Source organism: Natrialba swarupiae (genome assembly GCF_008245225.1).
GTDB lineage: Archaea > Halobacteriota > Halobacteria > Halobacteriales > Natrialbaceae > Natrarchaeobius > Natrarchaeobius swarupiae.
In genome coordinates, this window is sequence record NZ_VTAW01000002.1 from 238,998 (window position 1) to 259,199 (window position 20,202).

Below are 20,202 nucleotides of genomic sequence, written 5' to 3' on the forward strand. Positions count from 1 at the left end.
TACTAGCCGTTCGGCTCTGGGACGCGAGTGATCGACTGTACTGGCTCGAGTTTGTGCCGGGAGACCATCCCGTACAGCGTCTCCCAGGAGGTCGTAAGATCGTACTCGTACAGCGACGACAACAACAGCTCCCCCGTCCCGGCGTACGTGATCGAGCCGAACGCCCATCCCGAGTTGCTATCCTGAAACTGGGTTCGCTCGCGTGGCCGTTGAAAGTCGACGACGCCGCCGAGTTCCCCACGCGTCGATTCGGCGAGGTCGCGAGCCTCCTCGAATCGGTTGATCGGAAACTCCCGATCGTCGCCGAGCAGGAATCCGGTTTCCGACGACTCGAGGACGCTTTCGACGTCGCTTCGGTTCGCCTCGATGAGGAGCGTGATGACGTCGATCGACGACCCCTTCCCGTTCAGGACGTCGACGTGGCGAACGATTCGACCGTCTCGGTCGCTCGAGTCGTCCGTCCCGTCCGCCGGGGGCTCGTACTCGAGGACGGCGGCGTTCGTAAGCGTCGCGTTGATTCCGTGGGTGAGTAACACACCGTCGAGTGAGATACTCGAGGGGACGAGCAGACGGTAGTCGCCGGGCTCGTTCTCGGCGCTTTCCTCGAACGACGCGGGGATCGGGCCGAACGATCGCGCGTCGAGCCGTGCGAGCAATGACAGCGCGTCTGCCACGTCGTCCTCCGCGAGGAACGCGCCCGACGCGATGAGTACTCCGGCGTCTTCGGTCGGATCGTAGGTCACGCGACTCGTGAGCTGTGCGATTCGCGCTCGGATCTGCTCGAGTCGGCCGCTGACGTGGCCTTGCTCGAGTTCTCGTCGCCCCTTCTCGGTGAGTCGACGGCCGCGTCCCGGAACCTTCGTGGTCAGCCCCAGATCGTCGAGCTCCGACAGTGTGAGCCTGATCGTCCGGCCTTTGATCTCGTAGCCGTGAACCTGCATCAGTTCGACGAGCTGAATGCTGCCGATCGGGCCGTGGCGGTCGACGAGCCTGAGAATGTCGTACGTTCGTCGATCGAGATCCGGGGGCATTCAGGCGAACAAATGGCGACGGGATACACTAATGTTTGTGTTCGGTACCGGAACACGACCGTCACTGGTGGCGATAGAGGAGCTATCCGTTCTCGCCGGACAAACGGCTCGCATCGGACACTCGCCGTGGCACCGTCTCCGCGACGGATCCGTGATCGTGGGTAAGCTTTTATTTCCTGTGGACCGTCGCATAGGGTGGCAACAAATTGCCATACTGTGTGACAATGGCACCCAATACGACGTTCACGAATAATCGGGAAGTCGAGTCACGGTACGACGAGTACGTGATGTCAGTGTGGAAAGACCTCGACGTGCCCGTCGAGCGGGCCGAGGGCTGTACGCTCGAGGATTTCGACGGAAACGAGTATCTCGATCTCTTTTCGGGAATTTCGGTGGCGAACGTTGGCCATAACAATCCAGCAGTCGTCGAAGCGACACGGGACCAACTCGAGGAGTTCGTCCACGGCTGTTCGTACGTCCACCCGAACGCGCCGGTCGCAGAACTCGCCGAACGGATCGCCGAGATCACGCCGGGCGACCTCGAGAAGAGTTTCTTCTGTAATTCGGGGACCGAAGCGGTCGAGGGCGCGATCAAACTCGCCCGGAAACACACGGGCAACACGGAGGTCGTCGCCCTCGAGATGGCGTTTCACGGCCGGACGCTCGGCAGTCTCGCGCTGACGGGCAACGAGGCGTACAAAAAGGAGATGGCACCGACGATCAACGACGTCGCCCACGCGCCGGCACCGTACGCTTACCGGTGTTCGTCCTGCGACGGCGAGTGTACGACGGCGTGTGCCGACCGCATAGAGCACGTCATCGGCACCCATACCTCGGGAGATCTGGCCGCGATCGTCGTCGAGCCGGTGATGGGCGAGGGGGGGATCGTCGTTCCGCCGGAAGGATGGCTCGAGCGCGTCCAGGAGGTCGCCCACGACCACGGCGGACTCCTGATCGCCGACGAAGTTCAGTCGGGATACGGCCGAACCGGCGAGCTGTTCGCCGTCGAGCACTTCGACGTCGAACCGGACATCGTCACCCAGGCGAAGGGAATCGCGAACGGGCTCCCGCTCGGTGCGTTCACCGCCCCGAGAGAGATCGCGGACAGCTTCGAATCCGGTGATCACCTCTCGACGTTCGGTGGCAACCCTGTCGCCTGCGCCGCCGCGCTGGCGACGATCGACGAACTCGAGGGCGGAATCGTCGACGACGCACGCGAACAGGGCGAGTGGCTCTCCGATCGACTCGGGGCGCTCGAGTCGTCGTTCGACGTCGTCGGCGAGACCCGCGGTCTCGGCCTGATGCAGGGGATCGAACTCGTCGATCCCGACGAGAAGGGACCACTCGGCGTCGCGGCGGCCCCGGACGACCACCTCGCGAAGGCCGTCTCGAAACGCCTGCGCGAAGAGGGAATCGTCATCGGCGTCGGCGGCTACTACGGCAACATCTTGCGGTTCCAGCCGCCGTTGACGATCACACGGAACCAGCTCGAGCGAGCGGTGGAGTCACTGGAAGCCGCGCTCGAGGCGGAGGTCGAGACGAATGCGTGAGCGCGGTCGAGCCGGGGCGTTTCGTGAGTCGGTGACCGGCGCTGACGTCGAACTCGCGTACGCCGGCTTCGATCGGTTCCTCAAAGGCGAGGAACGCGCATTCGACGACGTCGACGACGTCGACGCGGCGGTCGTCGGCGTCCCCTACGACGGCGCGGTTTCCAATCGGCCGGGCGCCCGGTACGGTCCGGCGGCGATCCGGGAGGCCAGCGGCTGGTGGGCCTACATCTCCGACTACAAGGGCGGACTCACGAACATGCAGACCGGGAAGAACGTCGACTTCGGGAACCTCGAGGTCGCCGACTGCGGCGACGTTCCCGTCTTCCCGATGGACCACGAGACCACCGCCGAGAGCATCACTGCCCACGTCGCCGCGCTCGCCGCACAGACGTTCCCGGTCCTGCTCGGTGGCGACCACTACTGTACGTTCCCCTCGGTCCGCGGCTTCGCCGAAGGCAGGGGATACGACAGCGTCGGCTTCGTCCAGATCGACGCCCACACCGACACCGTCTCGGAGAGCCCCGTCTTCGGCACCGAGTTCCACGGATCGAGTACGGCCCAGATCGCCGACACTCCGTACGTCGACTACGAGAACGTCAGCCAGGTCGGGATCCGTGGCTACGAATCCCCCGATTTCTTCGAGTTCGCCGACGAAACCGGTCTCAATCTCTACACGATGCGCGAGGTCGAAGACCGTGGAATCGGCGACGTCGTCTCCGACGCCGTCGAGGCCGCGGCCGACGGCACCGACGCGGTCTACGTCAGCTTCGACATCGACGCGGTCGACCCCAGCGTCGCACCGGGAACTGGAACGCCGATCCCCGGCGGACTCTCCGCACAGCAAGCTCTCGAGACGATGGAGGTCCTCGGCGCACACGACGCCGTTTCCGGTGCCGATCTGATGGAGGTCTCGCCGCGGTACGACTCGACCGAAGGAACCCAACGGCTCGCGGCGTATCTCCTCGTAACGTTGCTCGAGCGCGCGTTCGCGGAGTGAGCACAGATCATGGACACACCACACAACGGCGGACTTCCCGACGGCGTCGTCGGCACCGGCCGGACCACCGGCGTCGCCGAATCGGTCATCCGCGAGATGACCCGCGAGGCGATCGACCGGGGCGCGATCAACCTCTCACAGGGCATCCCCGACGAGGACGAGACGCCGCCCGAGATCAAACGCGCCGCGAAGGAGGCGATCGACACCGACAGTCAGTACACCATCACCTGGGGGCTGCCCGAACTCCGGGAGGCGGTCTCCGAGCGCTACGCCGAGTGGAAGGGGATCGAATACGATCCCGAGACGGAGGTGACCATCACCAGCGGGACCAGCGAGGCGATCATGTCGACGATGCTCGCACTCGCGGGCCCCGGTGACGAGGTGATCTACTTCGAACCCGTCTACGAGAGCTACATCCCCGCGAGTCAGTTCGCCGGCGCGAACCCGATCCCGCTGGACATGACCGACGGCGTAGAGCCCGATTACGAGGCACTCGCCGAAGCCGCGGAGCGGGCGCGAATCCTCGTACTCAACACGCCGATGAACCCGACCGGGAAGGTCTTTACCCGCGAGGAACTCGAGCGGATCGAGGAGATCGTCTTCGAGCACGACCTGATCGTCCTCACCGACGAAATCTACGAGCACATCGTCTACACGGACGACTACGTCAGCCCGGTCGAGGTCGGCGACCTCGCAGAGCGAACCGTCGTCTGTACGGGCATGTCGAAGACGTTCAGCGTCACCGGCTGGCGGATCGGGTTCTGTCTGGCTCCCGAGTACCTCTCCCGGGAACTCCGGAAGGTCCACGATTACACGAGCATCTGCGCGCCGACGCCGTTCCAGCGCGCTGGCGTCGAGGCGCTGTCGCTCCCCGACTCGTACTACGCGGAGCTTTCGAAGTCGTACGAACGGCGTCGCGATCAGCTCTGTTCGGGTCTCCGTGAGGCCGGTCTCGAGCCCGTCGAACCCGACGGCGCCTACTACGTGATGACTCGCTACCCGACCGACGAGACCGACCTCGAGTTCTGTTATCGGCTCATTCGAGAGGCCGGCGTCGCGCCGGTTCCCGGCAGCAGCTTCTACACCGATCCCGACGCCGAGGCCGACTGGGTCCGGTTTACGTTCTCGCGAAACGAGTCGACCATCGACGAGGCGATCGATCGGTTGCTCGAGAACCGGTGGTGGTAGCGGGAGACGGCCTTCGGGCGCCCGGACCGACTCGGCGGAAGCGAAACCTTGAATCGCCGCGCTCGCGAACCGGCGATCATGAGCGACGACGAGGACGAGGAACCCGCCGTCTCACTCGGAGAACATACGCCGGTCGAGGGCGCGCCCCTCGCACGGGTCACCTCGCGGCTCACCTGGCCAAAGGAGAAAAGCGAGATCGATCGCCTCGAGGGGGACAGCGTGATCCGAACGCCCGACGGACCGAGAGAGCTGGCGTCGATCCTCGAGGAGGTCGAGGAGACGTACTTCGAACGCCACCAGGAGTTCGAAACCCACGTCCGCGAGGTCGTCGGCACCGGACCGATTCCGACCGCGGACGAGTAATCAGCCGTGGCGACCGAGAGCGAGGGGGGCGTTCTCGAGGGCGTTCGTGACCAGTTCGATCGACTTTCCTGGGTACAGAAGTCGCTTCTGACCGGCGCGGTTCTGACGATCGTCTGGATGCACTGGGTCCCCGGCGAACTCGATCGTCGAGTCGTGTTCGAATCGATCTTGATGATCGGCGGGCCGCTCGCGCTCGGACTCACTCACGGTCGACACATCGGCTGGAACGTCAACCGCATCGCGGTCCGAAACGCCGTCTTGCTCTCGATGTTCGTTCTCCCCTTTTATCTCGTGGGTTCGACGCTTCCGACGATCCGTGCGTTTTACCCGATCTGGGAGGCCTCCGCCGCACCGGGCGAGTTCGTCCCACACGCGATCCAGCTGTTCGTGCTCGCGTTGGCGACCGAGACCTACTACCGGGGACTGCTCTGTGTTGGCGTCAAGGAACTCGGATTCAAGGCGGTGTTCATCAGTCCTATCGTCTACATGATCCACCACTCCTCGAAGCCCCCGATCGAGTTCCTGCTGTCGGGGCCGACTGACGTCCTCTTCGGCGCGGTCGACTACAAATCGAACTCCATCCTCCCGTCGGTGATCGCCCACGGTGCGGGACTCGTCTTGCTCGACTGGCTCGTCCTGCACGACCCGCTGTTCGATCCCACGGCCGCGTTACGGTACCTCGAGTGGCTCCCGATCCCGCTGTGATCACCGTCGCGTTCGGACCGATCGATCCGAACCGCCGACCGGCAGTATATACGGGTTACTGTCAATCGGTTCCGTCGAGCCCGCGACCGGTCTGTGGTTTCAGCGGTAACACGGTACAGCAATCCTATAAGGCGTCGGACGACGAACCCTCGTGTATGAGTCTCCCGATCGACCCCGAGACGATCGATCCCGACGCCTTCGGCGAGAAACAGGCCGTCCTCGAGATGGACCACGAGGAGGCGATCGAGCACGTCCGCGAGGTCTGTGAGGACGTTGGCTTCGGTATCCCGGTCGAGTTCTCACCCTCCGAACTCCTAAACGAGAAAGTCGACGCCGACCACGACCCCTACTACGTGCTCGGGGCTTGCAACCCCGAAATCGCGGACCGAGCGCTCGACGAGACGATGCGAATCGGCGGCCTCTTTCCCTGCAACATGATCGTTTACCAGGAGGAGCCGGGTCGACAGCGCGTCTACCACGTCTCGATCATGCGCATCGCCCGCCTGCTCGGAACTGCACCCGACAACGAAGCCTGGGAAGAGATTATCGACACCACCGGCGACCTCACGGAGGAGGCCTTCGATCGGTTCGACTCGGTCGAACGCGAGACGCGCGAGTAAGGTTCTGTCTATTCTCGAATCCTCGAGACCACCCAAACCGATTCCCATCTATCGCCTCGAGTTTCCACCATCGGCGGGTTCGCGGAATTGTCAACGTTTACGTATCCGCTCTGGGATAACGGAGCATGGACGTCCGAACCGCCTTCTTCGCCCTCCTGCTCGTCGTCCTCGGTGCGATCGCGACGCTGATGATCGCACCGCTGTTACAGTACGTACTGGCCGCGGCACTGCTAGCGTTCGTACTCTTCCCCGCGTACGAACGTCTCGAGCCACGTCTGGGCTCGAAGATCGCTGCGCTTGCACTGACGATCCTCGCGGTCGTCGGAGCGGTCGTTCCACTGTTGTTCGTCTCGCTGATCGTTCTCCAGACGGTCGCCTCCTTTCTCGGCGACATCGACGGGGCGAGCCTCGTCACACGGGGTCGCGAAATCGCTCGAGACGAGTTCGGCCTCGAAGTCGAACAGATTCAGGCACTCGAAATGGCCGTCCTCACGGAGATCGACTCGTCGCTGTCGAACGCCGCCGAACTCGCGTTGCTCGAGTTACTCAGTCTCGTCAACACGAGCATCGAGATGGGGCTCGGACTGATCGTCTTCGTCTTTCTCCTGTACTATCTGCTGGCCGACGGCGAGACGTTCGTCGTCTGGCTCCGAGAGGTCGTCCCGCTCGAGGAGGAGGTCCGCGAGGAGCTGTTCGCGGAGATCAACGTCGTCACCTGGGCGGTGATCAAGAGTCACGTCCTCGTCGCGATCGTCGAAGGGGTTCTCGGCGGACTCGGACTGTACCTGCTCGGCGTTCCGAACGTCGCGTTCTGGACGATCATCATGACCGTCGTCGCGTTTCTCCCAGCCGTCGGCGTCTGGCTCGTCTGGGCACCCGCGGTGGGCTATCTCGCGATAACCAGTGGCCCGGTTCCAGCCCTCGCGTTGTTCCTCTATGGCGTCACCGTCCTCTCGCTCGTCGACAACTATCTGCGAGCGATCTTCGTCGACCGAGACTCGGGGCTCCATCCGGCCGTCGTCATCGTCGGCGTCATCGGCGGGATCTATCTGCTTGGAATCATGGGGCTGTTTCTCGGCCCCGTCCTGCTCGCGGTGTTCAAAGCGGGCCTGAACGTCTTTAGCCGGTACGACTTCACAGCGGCTGGTGCCGAATCCGACCGAGCGGTCAAGACGGGAGAACCACTCGCCGAGGACAGCTCGCCGAGCGCAACCGATTGATACGGTTTACTGTTAGTCGGTACCGGTCGACGGCCGGCCCGACCGCAACTCGCGGACGATTGTGACGGAGGCCACAGATAGCGTTTCGGTTCCACGAGAACTGACGAACGTCGATCCGTCCGATCTACTGGTCGTTCGACTCAGCAACGCCCTCGTCCCCGTGCTCGTCGACCCCTTCCTCCGCTTCAGCCTCGAGTTCCTCGAGATACTGTTCGGCGTCGTAGCGCACGTAGCCGGTGTACAGCAAGACGATCGAGAACAGGATCAGCGGAACGCCAAAGAGCATGAACAGCGCTGCCAGAAGCGTGATGAGATCGGGTGGGAGCGCCATAAGGTGACTCGGCGCCGATCGATTAAAGGCGTTTTCCTCGAGTGCGCCGACGGATACCGCCACAGCCATCGCCCGAATTCGGACGATGTGATGACCCGATCACGGCTCCTTCGAGCGAGCAAACGCGTCCAGACTCGACTGCAAGCCGGCGGCCAGCTCCGACTTCCGGCGCAAGCGCGCGTGCGAAACCGGGAGTCGGGTCGCGACCTCCGAGACGGCGTCGTGGAAGGTTTCGGCTTCGCCGTACTCCCCCTCGAAGGCGTTTCGGACGCTCTCGCGGACCTGCCAGACGCCGACCGGGGCCCAGTAGTCGTCGCTCACCTCACGTAAGACGAGACACTTCGCCTGGCGACCGATCGACTCGAGGTACTCGAAGACGCCGAGGCGGGCGGCGTAGTACGCGCCGGCAGTCTCCTCGACGTAGCTCGTCCGGCCCTCGTAGCCCTCGCTGGCGCTGGCCATCCAGACGTCGTCGTGGGGATCCGGATTCCAGATGCTACCCGGCGCTTTCATCTCGACGAGTTCGAACTCCCAGCGTCCGGGGGCGAGGATCACCCAGTACCGATTCCCCATATACTCGTTTGCCCACACCTGTACCTCGTCGACGCTCGGCGCGTTTCGGATGCGCCCCCGGAGGAACTGCCCGACGGTGTCGTCGACCGCCGTGATCGACCACCGCGTCGGAACGAGTCGCCGCTGTTTCGCCTCGCCCAGCGCGCCCGCAGAGAGGATCGAGTTGATCTCGTAGACGTCGAATCCCCGCCGGTAGAGGTAGGTCATCGCCCCCTGGGCCTGCCAGTCGTCGTCTTCTAAGGTCTTCTTGACCGGCTTCGGAACGTACGGATTCTCCCGCAGTTCGGCGTTGCGAGCATTGGCGCGGGGGCCACGCGGGGTCGCCACGTCCGTTCCTGCCTCGAGTCCGAGGTCGGGTTTGTCGTCCAGACCGATCTCGAGGTCGACCGGCCGGTCCGCGATGGCGACCTCCCGCTGGACGCCGACGAAGCCGTCCCAGGTGTCGTGAACGGAGGGCGTGAGTCGACTCGCGATCCCCGGTGAGTCGACGTTCGCACGCTTGCTCGAGTTCAACAGTCCGGTTCTGCGCTGGAGGACGTCGTCGATGGCGTACCCCTGACGATACCAGTTTCCATCCGTGACGTACTCCTCGGCGGCCTCCTCGTCGCCGACCGGCGAGAGCAATCCGACGGGAATGTCGGGATAGTTCGATCGCCCGACGAAGATCGACGGCGACGTCGAGCCGACGAGGGCATCGCCCGAGAGCGCGTCGTCGAACCGGCGCTCGAAGTCCGCCAAATGGTCCGTAATCGCGTAGGATTTCTCCTTTGCGAGACGACGGCGCTCGGCCTCCTCGTCGGGCTCGAGTTCCTCGATGTAGTCGTCGAGGCGCATTCGGTCGGTGTAGGGTGGCGGACCGCTTGAATGTTGAGTTCCGGCTTCGAACGCCACTCGGCTCACCGATAGTACAAACACGGTCGGTACTCCTAGCTCCTCATCAGTCTGCGATGACTGATACGGATCGTTGTCGTATCACTCGATCCACGACAGAAGTGTCAGAGGCACGGCCCGATCGGCGATCGGCGCTTCACCGACGTGGTGGGCCGCACCCACACATTTCGAACGGGAGATAAAATACCTATAAGGGTGTTTTCTGGCTCAGAAAATACCCTGAACCCAGAGTCAACGGCCGTCTCGAGATATATCGGCTCGCCGGCGGTGCCGGCGTCGAGAGCTCGCAAAAGACAACGGTTAAAAACGACGGGCGGAAAGGGAGGAGTATGAGTACGACCGACGACCAAGGGACGCGATCCTGCGTCTCCTGTGGGATCAATATCGCCGGAACGAACGCCGCCGCGTTCAAGTGTCCCGACTGTGGGGCCCAGATCTACCGCTGTGCCAAGTGCCGCAAGCAGAGTAACCTCTACGAGTGCCCCGACTGCGGATTCATGGGTCCGTGAGACGATTACTATGGGAAAAGTAGCTGCCAAAATCAAGGTCATGCCGAACAGCCCCGAGATCGACCTCGACGCGCTCCAGGAACGTCTCGAGAGTTCGCTTCCCGAGGGAGCGAAGATCAACGGCGTCGAACGGGAGGAGGTCGCGTTCGGCCTCGTCGCGCTCTACCCCACCGTGATCGTCCCCGACGGCTCCGGCGGAACCGAAACCGTCGAAGAGAACTTCACGGGCGTCGAAGGCGTCGAGAGCGTCGGCGTCGAGAACGTCGGCCGTATCTGATCGGACAGCCGTTTTTCACCGCTCGAGGGACACCGCTTCCAGTCTGTACTACGTGGTTGTGAACGGGTGAGTTTGCGCTCCTTACGTGTCATCGCGGCCGAACCGGGAGTGAGCTGATCAATCTCTCCGAGCGGACCGTTCGGGCACACCGAACCTGGACTCCCCGATCCGATCACAATTCTTACTGTCGCGAACGGGAAACGACTCGAGCGTGAACGCGCTGTCGGACCCGCGAAAGCGTCGGTGGCTCGCATGGGGAGCGCTCGCGGTCGTCTTCTTGCTCGTCAATCTTCACCGACTCTCGACGGCCGTCCTCTCCGAGCGGCTGACGGCGGATTTCGCCACGACAGCGGCCCAGTTGGGAACGCTTCACGCGTCGTTTTTCCTGATCTACGCGGCGATTCAGATCCCGACCGGTGTGCTCGCGGATCGGGTCGGGCCGCGCCACGTTGGGTCGATCGGCGGCGTCGTGTTGAGCGTCGGCGCGATCGGCTTCGCCGTCAGCGACGGCTACGTGCTCGCACTTGCCTCTCGGGCGCTGATCGGTCTCGGAAGCGGCGTCATCTTCATCTCCATCCTCCGGTTCTGTGCGAACTGGTATCGGGCGGGCGAGTTCGCGACGATGACGGGGTTGACCGCCGGTGTCGCGGGCCTCGGTGCCATCCTCGCAACCACGCCGCTCGCGATCACCGTCGACTCGTTCGGTTGGCGACCGACCGTCCTCGGACTGGCGGTCGTCGGCTTCCTCGGCTCCGCCGGGGTGTACGTCCTGGCGCGGAACTCCCCGGCCGACGCCGGCCTCGAGCCGATCGAAGGCGTTCCGGAACAGCCGTCGATCACCCTCGCGGAGACCGGTCAGTACCTGCGTCGGCTGGCCCGTGATCCCGACCAGTGGCTGTTGTCGATGATCTTCTTCGCCGGCAACGGGACGATCCTGACGCTGATCGGGCTGTGGGGCGTTCCCTATCTCGTCGTCGTCTACGACCTCGAGGTGACGACTGCCTCGTACTTCACGCTGCTCGGTTCGATCGGGATGCTCGTGGGCGCGCCGGCGGTCGGCTGGATCTCGGATCGGCTCGGACGGCGGACGCTCCCGCTCGTAACTGGGCTCGGTCTGTTCGCCCTCGTCCTCTCGATCGTCCCCGCAACCGGTCGACCGCCGCTCCCTGCCGTCGGCGTCGCGTACTTCGTCTCTGGATTCCTGATCGGAGCCGTCATGCTCTCGCTGTCGATCGTCAAAGAACGGTATCCGGCGGGTGCAAGCGGCGTCGCGACAGCCACGGTCAACGGCGCGGGCTTCGTCGGCGCGACCGTCCTTCCGACCCTGATCGGCATCATACTCGACGCCTACCGGACGGGCGACACCGTCGGGGGAACCGTCGCCTACACCGAGTTCGGCTACCGACTCGCGTTCGGCCTGCTCGCGGGGTCCGTCGCCGTCGCGTTCTGCTGTTCGCTCGTGTTGCATCGCCGAATCGACGCCGGAGCATAACCGTCCTCCCCGTCGACGTACCGTGTCTCGAGCATCGGCGTCGATCGTCGACGGGACATAACAGGAGATGCGGAGGTGAGTCGGGCGTTCGCGATCGACTCGAGTCGTCTCTGGAGTGTCTTCGTGGGCGATTCACCCTCGCGGCGGATCTCATCCGTGCGAACGTTTCACGAATAGGGCGAGCGACGTTATCCGTCCGGGTTCCGATTGGCACCGAGGTTCGCCTCTGAGACGATCTTCGCGCCCGGTTCCGACAAATCGACGGTGACGTCTCCGGGAACAGCTTTGCTGATCTCGTCGACGTTGCCTGCGAGGACGGTCAGAATGTCGTTCGGATGCGCGTACAGGAGCATGTTGCCGTCCTGTCCCTCGGCGACGAGTTGCGTATCGTTGAGGACGATCTGGTCGTTCTGGATCGTCGCCGCGACGACCGGTAGCGCCTCGGGTTTGCCGGGCTCGTCGTCTCGAACCCGCCGAATGTGGACCGCATCGAGGTCGATGACGTCCTTGTACTCCTTGATCCGCTCGGCACAGTTGACCATGTCCTGTAACAGCGCGGTTTTGTGGTGACCGCTGCCGTGGTCGCCCTCGAGACAGTGCTGGCAGACGCGGAGTTCGATTCGCATTAGTGAACGTTGTCACTCGAGGCCGATGAGAATTCCGCTTCGGGTGCCAACCGGACGACCTGGGCGAACGGTCGCGACCGGATGCGACCGATCCGAACGGATCGGAGCAGAACCGAGTCGGATTGTCATCCAGTTGGGACGTGGCTTCCGTCCCGGCGGTGTGTCGACCACGACAGGTGTTATCGAGTCCCACGTACCGCTCGGGATCGGTAAATCCGCGTTCGGCGGTTTCGAGAGGTGTACGACCCGTCTATTCGCTCGCGTGCTCGGAGATCTCCCGGATCCGATCCGAGCCACGATCGATGTAGCCGCCGTGGTAGCACACCGTGTGCTCGACGTCGAGCGTTGCGAGTTCGGCGACCGACTCGAGCGCGCGGTCCATCTCGGGCGTGTACTCGGGTTTTGGGCCCGAGAGCGGTTCGTCACCGTCGGCGACGAGCGCGTCCCCAGCGACCAGGAGCGCCCCCTTCGAGAAGTAACACGAGACGTGTCCGGGCGTGTGACCGGGGGTCTCGAGGATCTCCATCGGCCCGGCGAGCGTCGGAATTCGAACGCCGCCGACGAGTTCGAGGTCGACGGATGCCGGTGGGTACCGGTCACCGTCCGCGCTTCCTTTCAACGGATCGCGCTCGCCGGTCACGAACGGGGCTTCCGCCCGGTGAGTCGCGACGGCCGCGTCGGTCCGCTCGAGGAGATCCGCGAGCGCGCCCGCGTGATCGGGGTCGTGGTGCGTGAGGACGACCAACCAGACGTCCGCGAGTTCGTATCCGAGGCTCTCGAGGTGGACTGTAAGAGAGCCGACTGCACCTCGTGGCCCGACGTCGATCAGCACCAGTCCGCGTTCGGTCTCGACTGCCGTGGGCGACACCGTCAACTCACGCCCGCCGTGTTCGACGGAGAGCGGAAGGACGTGGACACCCGGATCCTCTCGGTCTGGCATACGTCACCGTTCACACCGAGTGCGTATAGTAGCCACTGACTATCCAGACCACATCGCCGATACTGTCGACCGAGACGCAGATTCAAATACGATTACCGTCCCAGATCGTTCAGAAAAGCCATGCACGGAACAAACTCGTTCTCGGCACTCGAGGAAGACACCGATCCCGTTGCCGACGTCCGAGAACAGACGTTTCCCGCGGACGTCGAAACGTCGTCTCGACCGACGACCTCGAGCGTATCGAACGAAATCCCACGGAGATGAACGTCGAATCCGTCGTTCGTGCGATCGACGAATCAGGGGTCGAAGCCTCGCTTCTCGAGCGCTGGCGCTCGGAGTACCGGGAGGCCGAACGGTTCGACGGCGAGTTCTCGAGTATCGACGTCGAGTCGTACCTCGACGGGTTCGAGACGATACTCCGATCTCACGTTGCCCGCCGCGGAAGCTGATCGGTCTTCCCGACTGACCAGTTACGAGAGCACGGCGTCGATCGCCGACTCGAGGTCGGCGGTCAGGTCGTCTGCGTGTTCGATACCGACGGAGACGCGGATCAGCCCGTCGGAGAGGCCGGCCTCGAGGCGTTCTTCCCGCGGAATGGCGGCGTGGGTCATCGGCGCCGGCTGTTCGATCAGGCTCTCGACGCCCCCCAGGCTCTCGGCAAGCGTGAAGACCTCGGTGCTCGAGACGACCTTGCTCGCCTCCTCTAAGCTTGCATCCAGTTCGAAACTCAGCATGCCACCGAAGTCGTCCATCTGCTCGCGGGCGATCTCGTGGCCCGGGTGCGACTCGAGGCCGGGGTAGTACACCCGGTCGACGTCGGGATGCTCGGCGAGCCACTCGGCGAGCGCGCGGGCGTTCTCGCAGTGGCGGTCCATCCGCACCGGGAGCGTCTTCGTCCCACGGAGGACGAGAAAGCACTCGAAGGGGCCCGGCGTCGCGCCGACAGCGTTCTGATAGAAGCCAAACCGGTCGTCGAGGTCGGCGTCGTTCGTCAGGAGCGCCCCGCCGACGACGTCGGAGTGACCGCCGAGGTACTTCGTCAACGAGTGCGAGACGATGTCGGCACCGAGTTCGAGCGGCCGCTGGAGATACGGCGTCGCGAAGGTGTTGTCGATCGCACACAGCGCGTCGTTCGCGTGGGCGATTTCGGCTGCACCCTCGATGTCCACGATCGACATGAGCGGGTTCGTCGGCGTCTCGAGCCACAGCAACTTGGTCTCCTCGCGAAACGCCGCTTCGATCGCCTCGAGATCCGTCATATCCACGAACGAAAACTCGAGGTCGTACTCCTCGTAGACCTGGGTGAAGATGCGGTGGGTGCCGCCGTAGACGTCGTTGCCGGTGACGACGTGATCGCCCGCGGAAAGCAGGTTGAGTACCGTGTTTATCGAGGCCATCCCGCTCGAGAACGCGCGGCCGTAGTCTGCGTTCTCGAGGCTCGCGAGGTTCTCCTCGAGGTCCGTCCGCGTCGGATTTCCGGTCCGGGAGTACTCGTAGCCGCGGTGGTCGCCCGGCGCGTCCTGTTCGTACGTCGAGTTGGCGTGGATGGGCGTCATCAACGCACCGGTCTCGGGGTCTGGCTCTTGGCCGGCATGGATCGATCGGGTTTCGATCCGGTAGTCGCCGTGCTGGTCGTGGTCCTCCTCTCGGTCGCGGCCGCCGTCCAACTCGTCCATACACGCACCGAGAGCGCCGATACACGTTACGTTTGCCCTGGGTTCGAGTATCGACTCGACGGTGCATCGTAGCCGAAGACGATTCGAACAGCGCTCGTGGCGAAAAACCACAGTTTGAAGCCGACGTACGTCACACAATCGACTGGATTTTCTCGGATAGCCGTGGTTTGGCAGTTCGAGTCGGGCGATAGCCGTTCGTCGCACATAAATGACGACGGATGAAAGAGCGACCGTCCCGAGCAGAGACTGGCGAACGCGGAACGTGCGTTTTATAACCATCACCAAGTAAGAGGGTCGTACGACTATGCCCAACTCTAGTGGACCTCGGCAGGGAACCCGGAAGAAACTCTCGAATGATCCTCGAGATCGGGGTTCGTCCCCGCCACAGCGTGCGATTCAGGAGTACGAAGAAGGTGAGAACGTCCACCTCAAGATCGACCCGAGCGTACACAAGGGTCGGTTCCACCCCCGTTTCGACGGCCGAACCGGCGAAGTGGTCGGCAAACAGGGGAACGCGTTCAAAGTCAGCATCAACGACGGCGGCAAGGAGAAAACGCTGATCGTCACTGCGGCCCACCTGCGCGCCCAGGACCGCTCCGAAGACCGCGTCTGAGAACGGATGACGATCTTCAAGGAGATCGTCGACGAGGAGTTCCTCACGGTTTCGGAGACGAAGGAGCTACTCGCCGACATCGAAGCCGAACGCGCACTGGACGAGGACCGGGAGCTGCCGTACGAACTCGCGCGCGCGATCGAGCACGCGAACCGCTTTGCCGTCCTCGAGCCGGCAGAGGCCCAACAGCTCGTCGACGACCTGCAGGACCTAGAGAAGGTCGACGAACCGACGGCGTACAAGATCGCGAACCTCCTGCCGCGCAATCGGGACGAACTGCGGTCCGTCTACGCCCAACAGCGGTACTCGCTGTCCGGCGACGAACTCGAGGAAATTCTCAACGTCGTCGCCCGCTACGCCTGAACGGACCGCGAGTCTCGCGTGGAGATGAGAGCGAGCCGACTATTTAAGTATGGCCTCGCCGTATCAACTGACAATGAGCGAAGCCGACAGCGACGGGACGGACGTTCGGCGCGCAGTCGTGTTGGATTACCTCGCACACGGTCTGTCGGACGACGGACGACCCCAGTACGAGAAATCACCGGCAGGGTACGCACTCGACGTCGAGAGCTTCGAACTCTACCAGGTTGCATTCGACGAGGACGAGCGGTTGACGATCGGAAACGAAGTGATCGTCGAACCGGCCGACGAACGCGGCGTCGTCACCGAGAGCCACCGTGTGGAGTACGACGACCTCTCTTCGGGGGCCCAATCGGAGCTCGAGTACGTCGTCCAGGACGTCGTCGACGAGAACGAGGAGCGGTTCGTCGACTTCTACAACGAGGCACAGCCGATCACCCTGCGGCTCCACCAGCTGAATCTGTTACCGGGGATCGGGAAGAAACTCCGAAACGGTATCCTCGACGAACGAAAACGCAAACCGTTCGAGAGCTTCGACGAGCTTTCCGAGCGCGTCTCGGGGCTCCACGACCCCGACGAGATCCTCGTCGAACGCATTCTCGAAGAGCTTCGCGACGACGACCTCAAATACCAGACGTTCGTCGGCCAGAGCAACGACTGATACGGATTGCTGTCCCGATGGACCGGCACATCCGACCACGGGTCGTGGGTGCGCCGACACTGACGGATAGGAAACCGTACGATACTGCCGGACAGGACGCAGACAGTGTAAGCTGAGTAACACTCGGTCGATACGAGAGGCGGGAATTTCCTCTCACATTACATTTAAGCCCGTTGGAACTGAACGGAGAGTGATGATCGAAACCATTCTGCTCGCGGTCGGATCCGGCGACGGCGACCGGTTCGAAGAACTGACACAACAGGCGATCGACATCGCCAAGCCGACCGGTGCAACAGTCGTTCTCGCACACGTTATCTCAGCCGACGAGTACGAAGACGAAGTCCAGAGCTACCACGACGCCATCGATCGGATGGGGCTCGATCTCGAGCAAGGAGGTGTCCCGCCGGAGTCGCTGGCACAGGAGACCGAACCGGTCGGCGAGATCGCCGAGGAACTCGAGGCGGCGGGCGTCGACGTCGAGATCCGTGGTATCGTTGGCGATCAGGCCGACGAGATCGTCTCCCTCGCGGACGAAGTCGACGCGGACAACGTCATCGTCGGCGGTCGGCGACGGTCGCCGACCGGGAAGGCGGTGTTCGGTAGCACCGCCCAGCAGGTGATGCTCAACGCGCCCTGTCCGGTGACGTACGTTCGGCAGGGAACTGCCTGATACGGTCTGTGATACTGATCGCCGGTCGATCGCTCGCCGGTCTGTGATCGGCCGCGACAGTCCGTACGAACGGGCTTCGGTACTGATTTTCGTCACCCACTCGCGATCGGACGGAGACGGTGCGTTTACCCGCGTTGGCGCTCAACCGCGGGTAATGAGAGACCCCGATCGACTGCTCGCGAGGGCGGGCGTCCGTGGCGATCCGGATCGAGACCAGCACTTTCTCGTCGACGATCGCGTCCTGGATCGGCTCCCGACCTATCTACCCGACGATGCGGAGATCGGCCACCTTCTCGAGGTCGGCGGCGGCACCGGTGGGCTGACCGACCGACTGCTCGCGAAAGCGGGAGACGACGGCCAGGTGACGGTCGTCGAACGCGACCGCGATCTCGCGGCGTTTCTACGCGAGGAGTTCGCCGAGGAGGTCGACGAAGGTCGGCTGACGGTGATCGAGGGCGACGCGCTCTCGGTCGAGTTGCCCGAGTTCACCGCGTCCGTCTCGAATCTGCCCTACGGCGTCTCGAGTGAGATTACCTTTCGGCTCCTTCCAGAGAAGCGACCACTGGTATTGATGTACCAACAGGAGTTCGCCGAGCGAATGGTCGCCGAACCGGGCACCTCGGCCTACGGCCGGCTGTCGGTGTCGACCCAGCACTACGCGGACGTCGAAATCGTCGAGTCGATCCCGAAGGAAGCGTTTTCGCCGCCGCCGGCCGTCCAGAGCGCCGTCGTTCGGGCAGTGCCTCGTGAGCCGGCCTACGAGGTCGCCGACGAGGAGTTCTTCCTCCGGTTCGTCAAGGCGCTGTTTACCCAGCGCCGGAAGACGATCCGCAACGCGATCCGGAATACGGCCCACATCTCCGGACTCGAGGAACCGGAGGCGGTCGTCGAGGCGGCAGACGAGGACGTGCTTCGAAAGCGCGCCGACGCGATGTCGCCGACGGCGTTCGCGGAGCTTGCGGGTCTCGCACTCGAGGTTGGTGAGCCCGAAACCGACGGCTAGCAGTCTGCTTCCGGCAGTGATCGAGTGGCATCACCGACCGACGGATACTCAAAGCTGGGCGGACGACAGGCCGAGAGGCAACGTTCACTATGTCAGAGGTACTGGCGATGCTCGAGTGGTTGGCAGAAACCGTCGAGCCGACGGAGCTGAAACTCGCCGCTACCGTCGCAGCAGTTGGTACCCTGTTGATCGTTTTGCTCTCGTACAGTCGGCTGCAGGCGGCGATCGGCGATCGAACTAAACCGCTGTACGGCGACGTTATCTCGACCGCGGTGCTTACGACGACGTTCATGCTCACCCTGATCGTCGTCGTCGGCGTCTGGGATCAGGCGGATACGATCCGTGAGGGATACGCAGAACTCGACCTCGGTGGCGAGATTCTGGCTCGAGCGATCGTCTCGTTCATCCTGATCGTCGGGACGCTCATCTTCAGACGGTTCGTCAAGCGGGTGATCGACGAACTGCTCGGATCGGCCTCGGCAGTAACTGCCCACCAGCGCGAGATCAGTCACCGGATCGCGCAGGTGATCATCTGGTCGGTCTCGCTCGTCGTCGTTCTCGGCGTCTGGATCGATGATCTGGGTGGCCTGCTCGTCGGGGCAGGGTTTCTGGGGATCGTCGTCGGGATGGCCGCCAGACAGACTCTGGGGACCGTCCTCGCGGGTTTCGTTCTGATGTTCGATCGACCGTTCGAGATCGGCGACTGGATCGAAGTCGAGGACAGGGAGGGAATCGTCACCGACATCTCGATCGTCAACACCCGCATCCGGTCGTTCGACGGCGAGTACGTCATGGTCCCTAACGACGTCATCTCCTCGAGTATGGTGACGAACCGATCGAAACGCGGCCGACTGCGGATCGAGATCGACGTCGGCGTCGACTACGAGGACGACGTCGAACGAGCGACCGAGGTCGCCAAGTCGGTCATCGCCGACCTCGAGTACTCTCTCTCGGCGCCGGGGGCCCAGGTCGTCACGAAGGAGTTCGGCGACTCGGCGGTCGTTCTGGGCGTTCGCTTCTGGATCGATCGGCCGAGTTCGAAGCGCCGGTGGCGCGCCCGAACCGCCGCGATCAACGGTATCAAACGCGAGTTCGCAAGCGAGGGGATCGGCATCCCGTTCCCTCAACGCGAACTCTCGAGTCGGCCCGGAACCGACGTTCGGATCGACGAACACACCGAACCGACGGACGTCAACGAAACCGATGGACCGAGACCGAACGACGGAGAGATAGCCGACGATCGGACGACCGATGGAACCGAGTACCGGATGACCGAACGGAGGAACGATGACTGACCTCGCCTCGAGACGCGGCCTCGAGACGGACGTCTACCAGCCGGCGGAGGATTCGGAACTGCTCGCGAAGGCGGCCTGTTCGCGCCTCGTGGGGGAACGAAACAGGGACGACGACCACGACGACACCGGCGAGCGGCCGCTCGTCCTCGAGGTCGGGACCGGCTCGGGCTACGTCGCCGCGCGCGTCGCCGACGAGACGGAGGCTCGGGTGATCGCGGCTGACATCAACCCACACGCCGTTCGCCAGGCCGCTCGTGACGGGGTCGAACCCGTTCGGGCGGATCTCGTTTCACCGTTCGCCGACGGAGCGTTCGACGCCGTGGCGTTCAATCCGCCGTATCTCCCGACGGAGCCGGACAACGAGTGGGACGACTGGATGGAACGTGCGCTCTCGGGGGGCGAGGACGGCCGTGCAGTGATCGATCCCTTCCTCGCCGACATCGGACGCGTGCTCGCGCCAGAGGGGGCGGTCTACCTGCTCGTGAGCAGTCTCACCGGCGTCGATGCGGTCGTCGAACGCGCAGGCGAAGAGGGCTTTAGCGCGGCCGCCGTCGCCGACGAGTCGTTCCCGTTCGAGACGCTTACCGTACTCGAGCTGTTCCGCTGAGAGC

Annotated in this window: 25 protein-coding genes; 19 read left to right on the plus strand and 6 right to left on the minus strand. The window is 63.6% G+C overall.

What is annotated here, in order from left to right:
- Positions 1-2: 2 nt before the first annotated feature.
- A complete protein-coding gene (locus tag FYC77_RS03240) occupies positions 3-1,031 on the minus strand; it encodes an NrpR regulatory domain-containing protein (RefSeq protein WP_149080074.1) in 1,029 nt (342 codons plus the stop codon).
- A 224-nt stretch (positions 1,032-1,255) separates the two neighbouring features.
- Here FYC77_RS03240 and FYC77_RS03245 point away from each other — a divergent pair, with 224 nt between their 5' ends.
- The 7 genes from FYC77_RS03245 (at position 1,256) to FYC77_RS03275 (ending at position 7,674) form a co-directional block, all read left to right on the plus strand.
- On the plus strand, positions 1,256-2,581 hold the full coding sequence (locus tag FYC77_RS03245; protein WP_149080075.1) for an aspartate aminotransferase family protein: 1,326 nt from the start codon (positions 1,256-1,258) through the stop codon (positions 2,579-2,581).
- The gene (speB, locus tag FYC77_RS03250; protein ID WP_149080076.1) at positions 2,574-3,578 is read left to right on the plus strand and encodes an agmatinase; all 1,005 of its coding nucleotides are present in this window, start codon (positions 2,574-2,576) and stop codon (positions 3,576-3,578) included. Before FYC77_RS03245 ends, speB begins: the two co-directional genes overlap by 8 nt.
- Positions 3,579-3,587: 9 nt before the next feature.
- Positions 3,588-4,766, plus strand: a complete 1,179-nt coding sequence (locus FYC77_RS03255; protein WP_149080077.1) for a pyridoxal phosphate-dependent aminotransferase — start codon at positions 3,588-3,590, stop codon at positions 4,764-4,766.
- Positions 4,767-4,844: 78 nt separating this feature from the next.
- The gene (locus FYC77_RS03260) at positions 4,845-5,129 is read left to right on the plus strand and encodes a DUF5789 family protein (RefSeq protein ID WP_149080078.1); all 285 of its coding nucleotides are present in this window, start codon (positions 4,845-4,847) and stop codon (positions 5,127-5,129) included.
- Between the two features lie 6 nt (positions 5,130-5,135).
- Positions 5,136-5,834, plus strand: coding sequence for a CPBP family glutamic-type intramembrane protease (locus tag FYC77_RS03265; RefSeq protein WP_149080079.1), 699 nt, complete (start codon positions 5,136-5,138; stop codon positions 5,832-5,834).
- Between the two features lie 155 nt (positions 5,835-5,989).
- Positions 5,990-6,454 carry a DUF302 domain-containing protein gene (locus FYC77_RS03270; protein ID WP_149080080.1) on the plus strand — a complete coding sequence of 155 codons (465 nt, stop codon included), beginning with the start codon at positions 5,990-5,992 and terminating at the stop codon, positions 6,452-6,454.
- A gap of 125 nt (positions 6,455-6,579) precedes the next feature.
- A complete protein-coding gene (locus tag FYC77_RS03275; RefSeq protein WP_149080081.1) occupies positions 6,580-7,674 on the plus strand; it encodes an AI-2E family transporter in 1,095 nt (364 codons plus the stop codon).
- 124 nt (positions 7,675-7,798) lie between these two features.
- Here the strand turns inward: FYC77_RS03275 and FYC77_RS03280 are convergent, their stop codons facing one another.
- Positions 7,799-8,005, minus strand: a complete 207-nt coding sequence (locus FYC77_RS03280; RefSeq protein ID WP_149080082.1) for a hypothetical protein — start codon at positions 8,003-8,005, stop codon at positions 7,799-7,801.
- A gap of 99 nt (positions 8,006-8,104) precedes the next feature.
- Complete coding sequence (gene nreA, locus FYC77_RS03285) at positions 8,105-9,412, minus strand: DNA repair protein NreA (protein WP_149080083.1); 1,308 nt, start codon at positions 9,410-9,412, stop codon at positions 8,105-8,107.
- A gap of 386 nt (positions 9,413-9,798) precedes the next feature.
- Between nreA and FYC77_RS03290 the strand changes: the two genes are divergently transcribed.
- The 3 genes from FYC77_RS03290 (at position 9,799) to FYC77_RS03300 (ending at position 11,747) form a co-directional block, all read left to right on the plus strand.
- Positions 9,799-9,978, plus strand: a complete 180-nt coding sequence (locus tag FYC77_RS03290) for an HVO_2753 family zinc finger protein (RefSeq protein WP_149080084.1) — start codon at positions 9,799-9,801, stop codon at positions 9,976-9,978.
- A gap of 10 nt (positions 9,979-9,988) precedes the next feature.
- Positions 9,989-10,255 carry an elongation factor 1-beta gene (locus FYC77_RS03295; protein WP_149080085.1) on the plus strand — a complete coding sequence of 89 codons (267 nt, stop codon included), beginning with the start codon at positions 9,989-9,991 and terminating at the stop codon, positions 10,253-10,255.
- A gap of 211 nt (positions 10,256-10,466) precedes the next feature.
- Positions 10,467-11,747, plus strand: a complete 1,281-nt coding sequence (locus FYC77_RS03300; RefSeq protein WP_149080086.1) for an MFS transporter — start codon at positions 10,467-10,469, stop codon at positions 11,745-11,747.
- 188 nt (positions 11,748-11,935) lie between these two features.
- Here FYC77_RS03300 and FYC77_RS03305 read toward each other — a convergent pair whose 3' ends face one another.
- Both FYC77_RS03305 and FYC77_RS03310 read right to left on the minus strand, forming a co-directional pair.
- Complete coding sequence (locus FYC77_RS03305; RefSeq protein ID WP_149080087.1) at positions 11,936-12,373, minus strand: hypothetical protein; 438 nt, start codon at positions 12,371-12,373, stop codon at positions 11,936-11,938.
- 250 nt (positions 12,374-12,623) lie between these two features.
- Positions 12,624-13,313, minus strand: coding sequence for an MBL fold metallo-hydrolase (locus FYC77_RS03310; RefSeq protein WP_149080088.1), 690 nt, complete (start codon positions 13,311-13,313; stop codon positions 12,624-12,626).
- A 120-nt stretch (positions 13,314-13,433) separates the two neighbouring features.
- On the opposite strand from FYC77_RS03310, the gene FYC77_RS20095 reads away from it, so the two are divergent.
- Both FYC77_RS20095 and FYC77_RS03315 read left to right on the plus strand, forming a co-directional pair.
- A complete protein-coding gene (locus tag FYC77_RS20095) occupies positions 13,434-13,577 on the plus strand; it encodes a hypothetical protein (protein ID WP_162354467.1) in 144 nt (47 codons plus the stop codon).
- A complete protein-coding gene (locus FYC77_RS03315; RefSeq protein ID WP_149080089.1) occupies positions 13,574-13,762 on the plus strand; it encodes a hypothetical protein in 189 nt (62 codons plus the stop codon). Before FYC77_RS20095 ends, FYC77_RS03315 begins: the two co-directional genes overlap by 4 nt.
- A 21-nt stretch (positions 13,763-13,783) precedes the next feature.
- Here FYC77_RS03315 and FYC77_RS03320 read toward each other — a convergent pair whose 3' ends face one another.
- Positions 13,784-14,989 carry a cystathionine gamma-synthase gene (locus tag FYC77_RS03320; RefSeq protein WP_149080090.1) on the minus strand — a complete coding sequence of 402 codons (1,206 nt, stop codon included), beginning with the start codon at positions 14,987-14,989 and terminating at the stop codon, positions 13,784-13,786.
- A gap of 304 nt (positions 14,990-15,293) precedes the next feature.
- Between FYC77_RS03320 and FYC77_RS03325 the strand changes: the two genes are divergently transcribed.
- The 7 genes from FYC77_RS03325 to FYC77_RS03355 all read left to right on the plus strand — a co-directional run bounded on the left by FYC77_RS03325 (position 15,294) and on the right by FYC77_RS03355 (position 20,198).
- Positions 15,294-15,602 carry a 50S ribosomal protein L21e gene (locus FYC77_RS03325; RefSeq protein WP_149080091.1) on the plus strand — a complete coding sequence of 103 codons (309 nt, stop codon included), beginning with the start codon at positions 15,294-15,296 and terminating at the stop codon, positions 15,600-15,602.
- 6 nt (positions 15,603-15,608) lie between these two features.
- On the plus strand, positions 15,609-15,965 hold the full coding sequence (locus tag FYC77_RS03330) for an RNA polymerase Rpb4 family protein (RefSeq protein ID WP_149080092.1): 357 nt from the start codon (positions 15,609-15,611) through the stop codon (positions 15,963-15,965).
- 73 nt (positions 15,966-16,038) lie between these two features.
- Positions 16,039-16,623 carry a DUF655 domain-containing protein gene (locus FYC77_RS03335; RefSeq protein ID WP_149080093.1) on the plus strand — a complete coding sequence of 195 codons (585 nt, stop codon included), beginning with the start codon at positions 16,039-16,041 and terminating at the stop codon, positions 16,621-16,623.
- A gap of 193 nt (positions 16,624-16,816) precedes the next feature.
- Positions 16,817-17,293 carry a universal stress protein gene (locus tag FYC77_RS03340; protein ID WP_202911764.1) on the plus strand — a complete coding sequence of 159 codons (477 nt, stop codon included), beginning with the start codon at positions 16,817-16,819 and terminating at the stop codon, positions 17,291-17,293.
- A 154-nt stretch (positions 17,294-17,447) separates the two neighbouring features.
- The gene (locus FYC77_RS03345; RefSeq protein ID WP_149080095.1) at positions 17,448-18,296 is read left to right on the plus strand and encodes a 16S ribosomal RNA methyltransferase A; all 849 of its coding nucleotides are present in this window, start codon (positions 17,448-17,450) and stop codon (positions 18,294-18,296) included.
- 89 nt (positions 18,297-18,385) lie between these two features.
- Positions 18,386-19,591: a mechanosensitive ion channel family protein gene (locus FYC77_RS03350; RefSeq protein WP_149080096.1), complete on the plus strand. Its 1,206-nt coding sequence runs from the start codon at positions 18,386-18,388 to the stop codon at positions 19,589-19,591.
- On the plus strand, positions 19,584-20,198 hold the full coding sequence (locus FYC77_RS03355) for a HemK2/MTQ2 family protein methyltransferase (RefSeq protein WP_149080097.1): 615 nt from the start codon (positions 19,584-19,586) through the stop codon (positions 20,196-20,198). The genes FYC77_RS03350 and FYC77_RS03355 overlap by 8 nt, the downstream gene beginning before the upstream one ends.
- Positions 20,199-20,202 lie beyond the last annotated feature (4 nt).